The 13,045-nt window shown below is 66.1% G+C and carries 16 protein-coding genes; 7 read left to right on the forward strand and 9 right to left on the reverse strand.

Features of this window, described 5'->3' with window-relative positions; translation table 11 throughout:
* Position 1: 1 nt before the first annotated feature.
* Positions 2-427 (forward strand): GFA family protein, encoded by a 426-nt coding sequence (locus TSA1_RS09205; RefSeq protein ID WP_100176075.1) that lies wholly within the window; start codon positions 2-4, stop codon positions 425-427.
* Positions 428-448: 21 nt separating this feature from the next.
* On the opposite strand, the gene TSA1_RS09210 is transcribed toward TSA1_RS09205, so the two are convergent.
* A complete protein-coding gene (locus tag TSA1_RS09210) occupies positions 449-802 on the reverse strand; it encodes a cupin domain-containing protein (RefSeq protein WP_100176076.1) in 354 nt (117 codons plus the stop codon).
* A gap of 125 nt (positions 803-927) precedes the next feature.
* Complete coding sequence (locus tag TSA1_RS09215; RefSeq protein WP_100176077.1) at positions 928-1,668, reverse strand: metallophosphoesterase family protein; 741 nt, start codon at positions 1,666-1,668, stop codon at positions 928-930.
* A 301-nt stretch (positions 1,669-1,969) separates the two neighbouring features.
* Here TSA1_RS09215 and TSA1_RS09220 point away from each other — a divergent pair, with 301 nt between their 5' ends.
* Positions 1,970-3,958, forward strand: a complete 1,989-nt coding sequence (locus TSA1_RS09220) for a DEAD/DEAH box helicase (RefSeq protein ID WP_100176078.1) — start codon at positions 1,970-1,972, stop codon at positions 3,956-3,958.
* A 78-nt stretch (positions 3,959-4,036) separates the two neighbouring features.
* Here the strand turns inward: TSA1_RS09220 and TSA1_RS39610 are convergent, their stop codons facing one another.
* Complete coding sequence (locus tag TSA1_RS39610; RefSeq protein WP_174718830.1) at positions 4,037-4,348, reverse strand: hypothetical protein; 312 nt, start codon at positions 4,346-4,348, stop codon at positions 4,037-4,039.
* Between the two features lie 118 nt (positions 4,349-4,466).
* A complete protein-coding gene (locus TSA1_RS09225) occupies positions 4,467-4,973 on the reverse strand; it encodes a GNAT family N-acetyltransferase (RefSeq protein ID WP_100176079.1) in 507 nt (168 codons plus the stop codon).
* 145 nt (positions 4,974-5,118) lie between these two features.
* On the opposite strand from TSA1_RS09225, the gene TSA1_RS09230 reads away from it, so the two are divergent.
* Entirely contained in the window at positions 5,119-5,505 is a 387-nt protein-coding gene (locus tag TSA1_RS09230) for a COG4315 family predicted lipoprotein (protein ID WP_174718831.1), read from the forward strand.
* A 53-nt stretch (positions 5,506-5,558) separates the two neighbouring features.
* Here TSA1_RS09230 and TSA1_RS09235 read toward each other — a convergent pair whose 3' ends face one another.
* From TSA1_RS09235 to TSA1_RS09250, 3 genes are all read right to left on the reverse strand, one after another.
* Entirely contained in the window at positions 5,559-6,692 is a 1,134-nt protein-coding gene (locus TSA1_RS09235) for a DJ-1/PfpI family protein (RefSeq protein WP_100176080.1), read from the reverse strand.
* A gap of 129 nt (positions 6,693-6,821) precedes the next feature.
* Positions 6,822-7,376 (reverse strand): PAS domain-containing protein, encoded by a 555-nt coding sequence (locus TSA1_RS09240; protein WP_100176081.1) that lies wholly within the window; start codon positions 7,374-7,376, stop codon positions 6,822-6,824.
* A 519-nt stretch (positions 7,377-7,895) separates the two neighbouring features.
* Entirely contained in the window at positions 7,896-8,198 is a 303-nt protein-coding gene (locus TSA1_RS09250; protein WP_100176083.1) for a GIY-YIG nuclease family protein, read from the reverse strand.
* A gap of 306 nt (positions 8,199-8,504) precedes the next feature.
* On the opposite strand from TSA1_RS09250, the gene TSA1_RS09255 reads away from it, so the two are divergent.
* Positions 8,505-9,338, forward strand: a complete 834-nt coding sequence (locus TSA1_RS09255) for a rhomboid family intramembrane serine protease (RefSeq protein ID WP_430649762.1) — start codon at positions 8,505-8,507, stop codon at positions 9,336-9,338.
* 189 nt (positions 9,339-9,527) lie between these two features.
* The gene (locus tag TSA1_RS09260; protein ID WP_100176084.1) at positions 9,528-9,956 is read left to right on the forward strand and encodes a CBS domain-containing protein; all 429 of its coding nucleotides are present in this window, start codon (positions 9,528-9,530) and stop codon (positions 9,954-9,956) included.
* Here TSA1_RS09260 and TSA1_RS09265 read toward each other — a convergent pair whose 3' ends face one another.
* On the reverse strand, positions 9,957-10,991 hold the full coding sequence (locus tag TSA1_RS09265; protein WP_174718832.1) for a patatin-like phospholipase family protein: 1,035 nt from the start codon (positions 10,989-10,991) through the stop codon (positions 9,957-9,959).
* A 248-nt stretch (positions 10,992-11,239) separates the two neighbouring features.
* On the opposite strand from TSA1_RS09265, the gene TSA1_RS09270 reads away from it, so the two are divergent.
* A complete protein-coding gene (locus TSA1_RS09270) occupies positions 11,240-12,313 on the forward strand; it encodes a hypothetical protein (protein WP_100176086.1) in 1,074 nt (357 codons plus the stop codon).
* Positions 12,314-12,372: 59 nt separating this feature from the next.
* On the opposite strand, the gene TSA1_RS40910 is transcribed toward TSA1_RS09270, so the two are convergent.
* A complete protein-coding gene (locus TSA1_RS40910; protein ID WP_283814350.1) occupies positions 12,373-12,498 on the reverse strand; it encodes a hypothetical protein in 126 nt (41 codons plus the stop codon).
* Positions 12,499-12,803: 305 nt separating this feature from the next.
* Between TSA1_RS40910 and TSA1_RS39615 the strand changes: the two genes are divergently transcribed.
* Entirely contained in the window at positions 12,804-12,998 is a 195-nt protein-coding gene (locus TSA1_RS39615; RefSeq protein WP_008143513.1) for a hypothetical protein, read from the forward strand.
* Positions 12,999-13,045 lie beyond the last annotated feature (47 nt).

Raw genomic sequence — 13,045 nt, forward strand, 5'->3', positions numbered from 1 at the left:
CATGACGAGTGACGCGAACCTTCGAGCCGGCCAGTGCCATTGTGGCGCGGTACGCTTCGAGGTGACACTCAGCGACGGCTTCAAATCGATCCGCCGCTGCACCTGCTCCTATTGTCGAATGCGAGGCGCCGTCGTTGCCATGGCGGCGATGGGCGGGATCAAGTTCCTGCGGGGCGAGGAGGCGCTGACGACGTACCGCTTCCATACCGGATCGGCGCAGCACTTCTTCTGCTCCCGCTGCGGAATCTACACCCACCACCAGCGCCGGTCCGACCAATCCCTTTATGCCGTCAATGTCGCCTGCCTGGATGGGGTGAGCCCGTTCGATTTCGCCGAGGTGCCGGTCATGGACGGCGTCAATCACACCAATGACACCGGCAAGCCGACGCGTCAGGCAGGCACCCTTCGCTTCGTCCCTGCCGACTAGAGCTCCGTCAGCCCGCGATACCTACGCGAGCTTGCGCTTCGCCGCGGTTGCCTTGTCGCCGGTGTTCGGCGTGCCGGTCGGCTCGATCAGCATCAGGTGAACCTCCTCGCGGGCCACCGGGCGGTGCTCGACCCCTTTGGGCACGACATAGAGCTCCCCGGGGCCGAGCGTCACCGTGCGGTCCCGCAACTCGATGTCCAGGCGGCCCTTCAGAACCAGAAAGAAATCGTCGGTGTCGTCGTGCTTGTGCCAGGTGAACTCGCCCTTCACCTTCACCACCATCACGTCGCAATCGTTGAAGGTGGTGACCGTGCGCGGCGACCAATGCTCCTCGAAGGTCGCGAGCTTGTCGGCCAGCGATATGCTATCTGCCATGTTTCCCCCGTAGCTCCCGCGTGAGGCACGATGTGGGATCGCGTGGCCGGCGCGGCAAGACCATCGTCATTGACCGGTCGACCTTGCCATGCCGATGCTCCCCCCGGAAATCGCGTCGAAGCCGGCTATTCGACGTACCCGGTCAACATGGCGTGCGCCCATTCGGGGCGGTTGTTGGCGAGCGCACGCGCCGATGCGGCGTCCCAATCATATTCCAGGGCCAGGAGCTCGACCTGCCAGCCCCGCTGTTTCCTGGTGAGGATCGCATAGCGGGCGTGAGGCGAGCGATGTTCCAGCTTTGCGGCAAAGGGAATGTCCGCGAAGACGGGGCAGCCGACGCTTCCGGGATTGAGAACCAGGCAGTCGCGAGGTCCCTGAACCGCGGCCTGGCGGTGGCTATGGCCGCACAACACCACGCGCGCCGTCGGCTCGCTTGCGAGGCGCGTCGCCAGCACCTCGCGGCGTGCCGGGACGAAGCGGCCGTCGTCGAGCGATTCCTCCAGCAGGCACGCCGTATCGTTGTCGGGCGTGCCGTGGCAGGCGAAGATCCCGTCGTCCAGCTGCAGGTGGGACGGCAGGCTATGGAGCGCGCGCCGCTGCTCCGCAGTCAATGCGTTGCGGGCAAACAGGCCTGCCGGCGACAGCTTGTCGTCCGGAAACTCCTCGATCCAGCGGTCGTGGTTTCCGCGCACCGTCGGCAACGCCAGCGCTTGCAGGGCCTCGAAGGTCTCTTTCGGCCACAACGGGCTGGTGACGCAATCGCCGAGGTTCACGGTGCGATCGACGCCACGCGCCTTGATGTCGGCCAGCACGGCCTCCAGCGCAGCAAGGTTGCCGTGAATATCGGAAATGACTGCCAATCGCATCGTTTTGCGCCCCGTTCATCTCGGCCGGTTACTGCCGGCTCCGGTTGCGCTGATCTTAGAGCGTTTTCGAGCGAAGTGGACACCGGTTCGCGTGAAGAAAACGGGCGCAAAAATCCGCCGCAACCTTCAGGCGCGGTGCTTTTCGTCAAGCCATGCATCAAAGGCATGGTGATTCCCGGACACTTGGCGTAAAGAGCGGCCAGAACAATCCAGCGTGCGGCCGGGCCGATTGCCGCGCACGCCAGCCTCAGGCGCCCCGGCTTGCTGTGCCGCGCCTGAATTAACCAAGGTTTCCCATCTCGTGTCTCTTCCGGCCCTGACCCCGCCGCTCGCCCACGCTTTGGCCGAGCGGAACTATGATTCACTGACCCCCGTCCAACTCGCCGTGCTCGCCCACGAAGCGACCAGCCGCGACCTGCTGGTCTCGGCGCAGACCGGCTCCGGCAAGACCGTAGCCTATGGCCTTGCGATCGCCAAAAATCTCCTCGGCGACGACGAGCGGTTCGAGCAGGCCGGCGCGCCGCTCGCCCTGATCGTGGCGCCCACCCGCGAGCTGGCGCTTCAGGTCCAGCGCGAGCTTGCCTGGCTCTATGGACATGCCGGCGGGCGCGTCGTCTCCTGCGTCGGCGGCATGGACCCGCGCCGCGAGCAGCGCGAGCTTGCGGCCGGCGCTCACATCGTCGTCGGCACGCCTGGCCGCTTGTGCGATCATTTGCGCCGCAACCGTCTCGACATCTCCGAATTGAAGGCCGTCGTTCTCGACGAGGCCGACGAGATGCTCAATCTCGGCTTTCGCGAGGACATGGAGTTCATCCTCGAGACGACGCCCGAGACGCGCCGCACCTTGATGTTCTCCGCGACGTTCCCGCGCGGCATCGTCGCGCTGGCCAAGCAGTATCAGCATGATGCATTCCGCATCGAGGTCGCAGGCGACGAAGGCGGCCACGCCGACATCGAGTACCGCGCCATCCGGATCGCGCCCGCCGACGTCGAGCATGCCGTCGTCAACGTGCTGCGCTTCTACGAGGCGCCGAGCGCGCTCGTCTTCTGCAGCACGCGCGACAACGTCAGGCACTTGCAGGCGGCACTGCTGGAGCGCGGTTTTGCCGTGGTCGCGCTCTCGGGCGAATTGACGCAGAACGAGCGGACCATGGCGCTGCAGTCGCTGCGGGACGGCCGCGCCCGCGTCTGCGTCGCGACCGACGTTGCCGCGCGCGGCATCGACCTGCCGAGCCTTGACCTCGTTATTCACGCCGACCTGCCCAACGACGCCGAGGTGATGCAGCATCGTTCGGGGCGCACAGGGCGCGCGGGCCGCAAGGGCACGAGCGTCCTGCTGGTGCCGCCGGCACGGCGTCGTCGCGCCGAGCTGCTGCTCAATCTCTCCGGGATCGATGCGGCCTGGGCCACCGCGCCGCAGGCGGAGGAGATCCGCAAGCTCGACCACGATCGCATGAAGGACGTGCTGTTCACCGAGGAGACCACGCCCGACGATCTGGCGCTGGCGCAGGCCTTGCTCGCCGAGCGGTCGGCCGAGGACATCGCCGCTGCGCTGGCGCGGCTCTATCGCGCGCGCCTGCCGTCGCCGGAGGACATCATCGATCCCGGCGAGCGACCCGCCCGGTCACGTGACGATCGCGGTCGCGACAATGTTCGCACGCCGCGCGACGACGGCCGCAGCTCACGCGGCGACGATCGCCCGGCGGGGCCGCGATCGAAGCCAGGCAAATCCTCGCCGCGTCACGGCATGGGAGAGGCCACCGTCTGGTTCCGCGCCAATATCGGACGACGCAAGAACGCTGAAGCGCGCTGGCTGCTGCCGATGATTTGCCGTCGTGGCGGCATCGACAAGGGCGATATCGGCGCCATCAAGATCATGGACACCACCACCGAGTTTGAAATTTCCGAGCGGGTCGCGGAGTCCTTCGCCGTCAAGATCAAGCGTCCGGACAAGGAGGACAATATCCGCCTCGAGCCGATGGCGGGCGCGCCACAGCAACAGGCGCCTGCCGAAGAGCGGTCCCACGCGCCCCGGCGCGAGCGGGACGATGGCGATCATCGCGAACGCCGCGACGAGCGCCCGCGCGAGGCACGTGAATTCAAGCCGCGCGAATTCAAGCCACGCGGCAAACCGCCCGGCGAGCGCGCACCTCGTTTCGACGATGCGCCGTCCTTTGCAAAGAAGAAGAAGAATCGCGACAAGCAGGCCCGCGCGGAGCCGTCGGTCACGCCGTGGCCGGTGAAGGGTGCGCCGGGAAAAAAGCCGAAGAAGAAAAAGCATCGCGGCTGAACCGCCGTCGCTCAGTGCAGACGGCAATGATGCCGTCGGATCGCACCGGCGGCATCATCTGAAAGGTCAGGTGTGCGTTCAGCGACCGCCGCCGCCACCACCGCCACCTCCGCCGCCACCACCACCGCCACCGCCTCCGCCGCCGTCGCGCATCGACGAGCTGTAGCGCGGGTCAGTCTGCTTCATGTAGATCGGCGAGGTGTCGTGATGGGTGACGCTCGGGCGGTTTCTGCCAGGCGCGTTGGGCATCTCGACCACGATGCCGCAGCCTTCGAAGAAGGCGGTGTCGCAGCCATAGGTGCGGTATTGCGCGGCGTTGGCGCTGGTCGCGGTGAATGCGGCCGTCGCCACGCACGCGACGAAAGCAAGTTTCGACAATGTGAGTTTCATGGATGGTCTCCAGCCTCGGTTCGGCGAGACCGGAAGGGCTCGCACACACCTTCGACGGGGGCTGATCCAATCGGGTTCGAGGCTGCGGTTCACGCCCGCGTGAGGCCGGGGAGGGACGTTACGTCGCAGTGAGGTTGCGCAGCATATAGGTCGCGCCTTCGCCGTAGGAGGCGAGCTTCGCACGCAGCGCCGCATCTGCCGTAACGGCGCGAAAGCCGAGATGCTCCCATAGCGGCCGGGTGGCGTAGACCGAGACCAGTGCGAGCGTCGCGATGCCGGAGGCACGCGCCAGCTCCGCAATCCCGGCAATGTAATCGCGTGCAACGCCGCCGCGCCGGTCCGGCAGCACGGCGACATCATGGACGTAGAGGCAGTCCGCATTCTCGGGCAGCCGTTCGAGGAAACCGTCGAGCGGCGGGATCTGATGTTGCGTCCAGGGATGTGCGAGGCCGTAGCCGGCGACCGCATTCTCCGCAACGAGCACGCGGCAGCCGGGAGGATAGAGCTGCATCTTCTCCATGAACACTTCGGGGCGTTCCGGCAGATCGGGATGGATCTGTGTGGCGATCGCAACGATCGCGCGGAAGTCGGATACCCGCGCCGGGCGCCAATGCAGCTTGCTCATCTTGATCTGTCGTTCCGTTACGTCATCCAGTTTATTCCACTGCGCAGTCGCGCGCAGCGAAAAATATCTTCGTCGCCGTCTTGGGAATACGACGCTTCGCGCGGCGTCCTACCCCATGCAAGCCAATTGCATGACAGGAGATATCATGACGTCCCCGATCCGCCTCGCGCTCACGCTCGCAATCTCGCTCGCGATCGTTCCGGCCGCCTTCGCCGCACCGCCGACCAAGACCGGCAAGACCGACAAGGGCAACGTCCTCACCGATGCCAAGGGCATGACGCTCTACACCTTCGACAAGGACGCGGACGGCAAGTCCGCCTGCAACGGCCCATGCGCGACCAACTGGCCGGTGCTGAAGGCCGAGGCGAGCGACGCCGCCGGCGACGGCTACACCATCATCACCCGCGACGACGGCTCCAGGCAGTGGGCCTACAAGGGCAAGCCGCTCTACACTTTCGCCAAGGACACCAAGCCCGGCGACGTCACCGGCGACGGTTTCCTGAACGGCGCCTGGCACCTGGCGATGCCGTAAATGCGCATCGCGCGCCGGCTGTCGTTCGCGACGTCAGGCGCGCGGTCGCGGCGCTATCTCGGATATTCAAGCTGCATCGCGACGAAGTCGGCCGTGCGCGCCCCGTAGCGCGCGTCGATGTCGTGCAGCGTCTGGTCCAGCGCACGCGCCGGCGGCAAGTCGAATGCGGCCGGCGGCGTCAGCTTTGCCGGCCACTCGGCCGCGACCTTGTCGGGCAGGATGCGAAGACCGCCGCGGCTGATCTGGGCCTCGGCCGCGGCGGCGAAGGTGAGGGCACGCGAGCGATAGGTGCGCGACCACGCATCAGCGACGAGCGCAAGCGAGACCTCGTCGACGCCAGATGTCAGCGCAATTCCGAGCTGCTCGCGGTTCCAGAATGAGAGCGTGTTGGCGATCGCCGTCAGCGCGAAGGGGCGTGTGAATTGGAAGGGCTCGCTGCGATGGCGCGCATCCCAGTGCGCAAGACCGATCTCGCGGGCGACCGCCTCCGCCTTGGCGCGGCCGGCGATGGCCTCGACCAGGGTCAGGGCCATCGGCATGGATGCGGTGATACCGGTCGTGGTCGCGACGCCGCGGTCGACCACGAGCCGGCGATCCGCGACATAGCGGATCGCCGGATGCTTCCGCAGGTCGCGCACGGAATACCAGTGCGTGGTGGCCTGCCGGCCGTCCAGCAGCCCGGTGCTGGCAACGACCATGGCACCGACGCAGACGCCGACGACGATCGCGCCCTTGCCGGCCTGGCTTCTGATCCACTGCAAGGCCGCGGCATCGTCTTCGCGGCTCATCGCGGGCACGATCACGTAATCGGCGCCGTCGGGATGGGCCGCATCGAACTCGGCAATGGTTGCGTGCGGCTGCACTTTCAGCGCGGGAAAGAGCGTGACGGGGCCAGGCTGCGTCGACAATGTGAGGACGTCGGCGACATCGGCCCGCGCGAGGATGCCGTATGGCATCAGATAGTCGGTCGTCTCGGTCATGTCGTTGATGCCGACGATGGCGATCACGGGACGCTTGCGCCTGGGCGGCTTCAGCGCCGCAAGCGTCGCCTCGGTTTCGTCTTTGGATATCGCAGGCGCGGTTCCCTGAGCCGGCACGCCGGGCAGCAGCAACAGCCAGGTTCCGCCGATGACTGCGAGCAGCGCCACGCAGCCGAGCGCGCTCCATGCCAGAATGCGCCAGCTCATGAGATGTCACCCGATCGTCGTTGCTTCACGCAGCGCGGAAGCTACCCGTTCGCGGCACGATCAGGAATGACGCAGATCCCGCAAAAACGGTCGCGCGCATCGGCGCGATCAATTGTCACGCAGTGGGACCTACCGCAGTCCCTCATACACCATCAGCCCACGTGCGATCTGCAGCTTGCGGATCGCGCGCGGCAGCAGCTTCTCCGGCTGGTGCAGATAACGCCAGGAGGTGAGGGTGAAGGCCGAAAGCGCGCCGCACTCGTCGTCGAACGGCGCGAGCACGCCGGTCACGCTCACCGGCGTGTGCGGGCGGGCGTTGAAGGGCAGCAGCAACAGCTCGAGATAGGCCTTGCTGCCGTCCTCGCGCGCGGCCGTGACGCCGGCGATCGCACCCAGCGTCTCGTCGGCGACGATGGTCGTGATCTCCTCGATCTCGCTGCGGCTGGCTTCGGCGAACAGCGCCGCAAAGCTCTGGTCCTTGAGGTCGCGCCCCGCCAGCGCGCAGACGCGCGTGCCGGCGACGCGGAAGGGAAAGCCGAGATTGGGCTCGCAGGAGAGGACGAAAATGTCGCCGAGCAGGCCGCGGACGGCGGCCGGATCGATGTCGGCCCTGTCGGGGGCCCGCGCAGCGCCGCGCTTCTTGTCCCAGTACGCGAAGAACGCACGGCTCGACGAATGTTTCATGTCTGAACGCTTATCCCGGGGTGCAACCTCGAAGGGACAGAGCTGTCCCGCTTCAGTGCACCCGCGATCCCCTGTGTTGTTGTGCAGGAGGGGATTTGCAGCGTCCATGCCGCGGGGGCGTTTTCGCCTCCGTTAAGCCGGTCTTTGCGGTGTTAACGTTAAATTAACTATCGGCTTTCCGTTCGCCGCGCCGCTGCTATGGTGATCGCAGTCGCAAGCCTCGCCGCTTTCTCCAGGTTCTCGGCGGGGTCTGTACACAGGGCGTCAAACAGTTTGGCCACGGGCCGGGGAGGGGTGGGGATACACCTTCATTCCTCCGGCACCAGAAGGCCGACACGGACAGGCAGGGCTTCCCAGGGCCCTGCCTTTTCCTTTTCAGCCATCAGCTCTCGTGCCCGGCATTTCTGGGTCCCGGCTCTGCGGCGCGTCACTTCGTGCCGCGCCTTGTCCGGGACACGCGCTCTCCGTGTCCCGGACGCGCTGCGGCGCGTAGCGCTGCTGCGCAGAGCCGGGATCCAGTCAGCCTGCCAGCGAGTTCAGTTCATCCGTCAGATCGCGCCAGTCCGGATTGAGGTCTTCGATCAGCTTGAGCTTCCAGGCCCGCCGCCATCGCTTCAGTGAATGCTCGCGAGCCCTGGCTTCAAGGATGGATCCGTAGGTCTCGAAATAGACGAGCAGGGTCACCCCGTACTGCTTCGTAAAGCCGGGCATGAGCTTGGCCTTGTGGGCGGTCATCCGGCGAGCGAGGTCGTTGGTGACGCCGACATACAGGGTGCCGTTTCGTTTGCTCGCAAGGATGTAAACGAAGAAGGCAGTTTGCATCGGCCAGGTCCGGATATGGTAACTACTTAAAATTGCACAATTCGAGCTTGCGGCCAATCTGGGTCCCGGCTCTGCAGCGCGTCACTTCGTGCCGCGCCTTGTCCGGGACACGGGCTGGGCTGGCTTCGTGCCCCGGACGCAGTGCAGCGCTCCTGAAGCGCTGCACTGCTGAGCCGGGGCCCAGCGTTCCCTCCGGCATTGAAATGGGCCATCCTGCACGATTTCCTTTTGTGCACTTGCGCAAGGCCGGGAAAGGCGACTATCTGCAAGGGGATCGCTCCGATCGCGCCTGAAAGCGAAGCTGCCTTGGATTCCCCGCCGCACGATTCCTCGCAAGATTCCCAGCCGGGCCTGCCGGCCGCACATCAGGCCGTCCGTGAGGAGGCCCCCCGCGAGCCGATTCTGACGCTGCCTGTGGCGCTGACCGCCTATGTCCTCCTCCTGGCGGTGATCCATCTGCGGGTGCTGCTGCCGCCGGAGCTGGAGAACTGGACCATCGACGTCTTCGGCTTCATCCCGAAGCGCTACGATTCCTCGCTGCTCAATCTTCAGATCCCCGGCGGCGCCGGCGCGAAGGTCTGGACCTTCGTCACCTATTCGCTGCTGCACGCCAATCTGACGCATCTCGGCTTCAACGTACTCTGGCTGCTGCCGTTCGGCAGCGCGCTGGCGCGGCGCTTTGGCGCCGTCAGGTTCTTCCTGTTTCTCGCGGTGACGGCGGCGGCCGGCGCGCTCGCCCATCTCGTCACCCACGAGCATGCGGTGGCGCCGATGATCGGCGCCTCGGCCTCGGTGTCGGGCGCGATGGCCGCCGCGATCCGCTTCGCCTTCGTCCGCGGCAGTTTTCTGTCCTTCAACCGATCGGATGCCGATACCGCCGCGAGGGTTCCGGCGCTGCCGCTGTCGCGCGCGCTGCGCGACGGGCGCGTGGTCGGCTTCCTCGCCGTGTGGTTCGGCGTCAACATCATCTTCGGCGTCGGTGCGATCGGCGTCGATTCCGAAACCACGAGCGTCGCCTGGCAGGCGCATATCGGCGGCTTCTTCGCCGGCCTGCTGCTGTTCACCCTGTTCGATCCCGTGCCGCGCGTGCGAAGCGATGCTGCGGATGCGTCATCACAGGACGTTTCAGACCGTATCTGAAGCGGCGCTTGCGGCGCGGCCCGAATTCATCCATCATTTGCGCGAAGAATGTTCCGAAGCGACGGCCCTAGCCGCGCCTCGCAAAGCGCGCGAGCGTGAAACCCGCGCCAAGCAAGACTGTTAGTTGAAGACTCGAAGAACAGGTCCGGACCGCCCACGGGTGGACGGCTCGGATTCAGGGAGGCGACAATGACGGTACGTTCCATTCTCAATACCAAGGGCCACCAGATCATGAGCGTCGAGCCCGACGCGAAGCTGGCTGTCGCGGTCAAACTGCTCGGCGAGAAGAAGATCGGCGCGGTGCTGGTGATGAACCAGAGCCGGCTCGAGGGCATCCTGTCCGAGCGCGACATCGTGCGCGTGCTCGGCGAGCGCGGCGCGGCGGTGCTGGACGAGCCGGTCTCCCAGGTCATGACCCGCAAGGTCGTCACCTGCAAGGAGACCGACACGGTCGCCGAGCTCATGGAGACGATGACGACTGGCAAGTTCCGCCATCTGCCCGTGGTCGACAACGGCAAGGTGGTCGGCCTGATCTCGATCGGCGACATCGTCAAGCGCCGCGTCCAGGAATACGAGAACGAGCAGGAAGCCCTGCGCGACTACATCAAGACGGCCTGATCAGGCCTGCTCGTCCGCCTTCGGCGCGTGGCCCGCGGGCGCCGGCGCCAGCACGTCGATCGCCTCCTGGATCGAGTCCAGCGCGCGCTCGGCTGCGCGCGCGCCGTGGGCGATCAGGTCCTCGGAGCGATGGAAGTCGAACCAGCCGAAATGGCCGACCCGGGGCGAGATCAAGAGATCCGGCGGATCGCCTGCGAGGCGGGCGCGGGTGATGCGGTCCTGCATGATGTTGAAGGCATCGACCATCACCGAAGAGATGCCCGGGCGCCCGGCGCTGCCGAAGAACTCGCGCTTCATGGTCTTCTCGGGTGAGAACAAGCGCGGAAAGCGCCGCTTGGCGGTCGGCTCCTCGGCCTCCGGCGTAACAGGCGCAGGCATCGCGCCGTGCGAATAGATCGTCGTGGAATGGGTGAAGATGTCGCTGGAAAGATTTGCAGCGATGACGATTTCGGCGCCGAGCGCACGGGCCGCCGAGACCGGCACGGGATTCACCAGCGCGCCGTCCACCAGCCAGCGATCGCCGATCAGGACGGGCGAGAAGATGCCGGGCAGGGCGTAGGACGCGCGCATCGCATCGACCACGCGGCCACGCGTCAGCCAGATCTCGTGGCCGGTGCGGACCTCGGTTGCCACGCTCGCGAACTTGACCGGCAGGTCCTCGACCAGGGTCTGCCCGACCGCCTCTTCGAGGCGGGTCGCCAGCTTCTCGCCGCCAAGCAGGCCGGAGCCGTTGAGGCGGATGTCGAGATAGCCGATGATGTTGCGCATGCCTTGCAGGCTGCGCCCCCATTCCTCGAACGTCTCGAGCCGGCCGGCGGCATGGAGGCCGCCGACCACGGCGCCGATGGACGTGCCGACCACGACATCGGGCACGATGCCGTTGGCGAGCAGGGTCCGGAGGATACCGATATGAGCAAAACCGCGGGCCGCGCCGCCACCGAGGGCGAGGCCGATGACGGGACGGCGGGTGGGGCCAAGGCCAATCTTCTCACCGCTCGAGCCGTTTGCGCCGCGCCCCTTCAAGATGTCCAGCACCGAAACTCTCCTACGCCGGGGCCAGGCCCGTATCGTCAGACTAGGCACCGCACTCGCACTCCGCCATCCCGGGCGCGAAGCATGGTTTATGCCGCTTTGGAGAGGGCACCGGGCAGGAGTATGGCGAGGGGCGGTTGCCTCAGGACTAATCACGCAGGCGTCAACTGGGTTCCATCGATCCGGGGACCCGTATTTCCTGGGGTTTCAGAGGCTTGAATTTGCCGCGTTTTCAGTGAAAAGCAGGAGGCATGACACGCGGGGGTGACGGCATCATCGGATGGCGGCGCAGCGGCAGGCTGCTGCCGGCGCTGATCCTTGTTGCGTGCCTCGTTACCTCGGGCCAAAACACTGCGCAGGCGCAGCTTTTCTCCGATCGTCCGCCGCCGGTACCCCCCGCATCGGTGCCCGACCCCGGCGGCGCCATCAATCTGGCACCGCCCGGCGGTCCGGGCGCCGGTCCCCCCAGCCTGCCGCCGACCCTGATGCAGCCGGCGACCCCCAGCATGCCGCCGCCCGCGGTCTCCACCGTGCCGCCGGCCGCGCCGCTCAATGCCGCCGTGCCCGGACAGGGCGTGCTGTCGCTGACCGCCAAATACGGCAAGGACACGCCGCCGATCACCAGCGGCCTGGTCTGGCGCGTGTTCGCCGACCGTCCCGACGAGAACGGCACCTTCAAGCTGATCCGCGAAGACCGCAACGCCACGCCGAACATCGTGCTGCCGCCCGGCAATTACGTGGTGCACGTCGCCTTCGGCCTCGTCAGCGCGGTGCGCACCGTCAGCCTGAAGGCCGAGACCGACCGCGAATCCTTCGTGCTGCCGGCGGGGGGCCTGCGCATCGAAGGCCGCGTCGGCACCAGCCGCATCCCGCAGAACCAGATCTCGTTCGCGATCTACAAGGGCAGCCAGTTCGAATCCGGCGAGCGCGCCTCCCTGGTGCCGAACGTCGCCGCCGGCGACGTCGTGCTGATCCCGGAAGGCACCTACTACATCATCTCCAACTATGGCGACGCCAACTCGGTGGTGCGCTCGGACATTCGCGTCCAGGCCGGCAAGCTCACCGACGTCACCATCACCCACCGCGCCGCCGTGATCACGCTCAAGCTGGTCAGCGACAAGGGCGGCGAGGCGCTCGCCAACACCGCCTGGTCGGTGCTGACACCCGGCGGCGACGTCATCAAGGAATCGATCGGCGCCTTCCCGCGCGTCGTGCTCTCCGAAGGCGAATACCGCGCCATCGCCAAGAACGAGGGCAAGGTCTACGAGCGCGGCTTCAACGTCGTGAACGGCGTCGACGGCGAAGTGGAAGTCGTCGCGCGGTAGGGCGTTTTCGAGCGAAGTGGACACCGGTTCGCGTGAAGAAAACGCGTCAAGACAAGAATCTAGAGCTTCGGTTCTGATTCAATCAGAACCGAAAATGCTCTGGTGCCGGGCGGCGCGGCTGCCTGCTGGATCAAGTCCGGCTCGACGTCGAACGGCGGCTTCTCGCTGCGCGCATCATCGTGCATCTCCTGTTACCGCTTGCCGCCAATTGCGGGGCCGAGAGCCGATCTTCGTGCTCCGTGTACGGTATTGAATACCGGTAGCGGCGAAGCAATTTGCCGTTCGGGGCTGAGCAAACACCGCTGATCAACGCTTATTCCCCGCGCTCCGCGCGTTCATCACAGTCGGTGCAAGATACTTATTTCCGATCATCAATTTTATTCTCTTTCCATCCCGCTGCGTTATATGTCGGGCATCCGTCTAATGGAGGAGGCCGGAGCAGGCTTGTGCGTCTGCGAGACCGGCGGGAGCAGGGGACCAACTCGCCGGCATGTTCGAAGTGATCCTCACCAGGCGCAAGCGGTTTGGTTGGCGATGGCAGGTGTGCGACCAGTCCGGCAAGATCTTTGCCGACGGCTTCGAGCGCACTCGGCCGTCCGCCAAATATCATGGCGAGCGCGCATTGTTCTTCCTGTTGTCGCAGGCCCATCTGCGCAATCGCTCCGCAGCGTCCAGCGAGGACTAGAGCGTTTTCGAGCGAAGTGGACACCGGTTCGCGTGAAGAAAACGCGT

The sequence above is a fragment of the Bradyrhizobium nitroreducens genome, assembly GCF_002776695.1.
Lineage (GTDB): Bacteria > Pseudomonadota > Alphaproteobacteria > Rhizobiales > Xanthobacteraceae > Bradyrhizobium > Bradyrhizobium nitroreducens.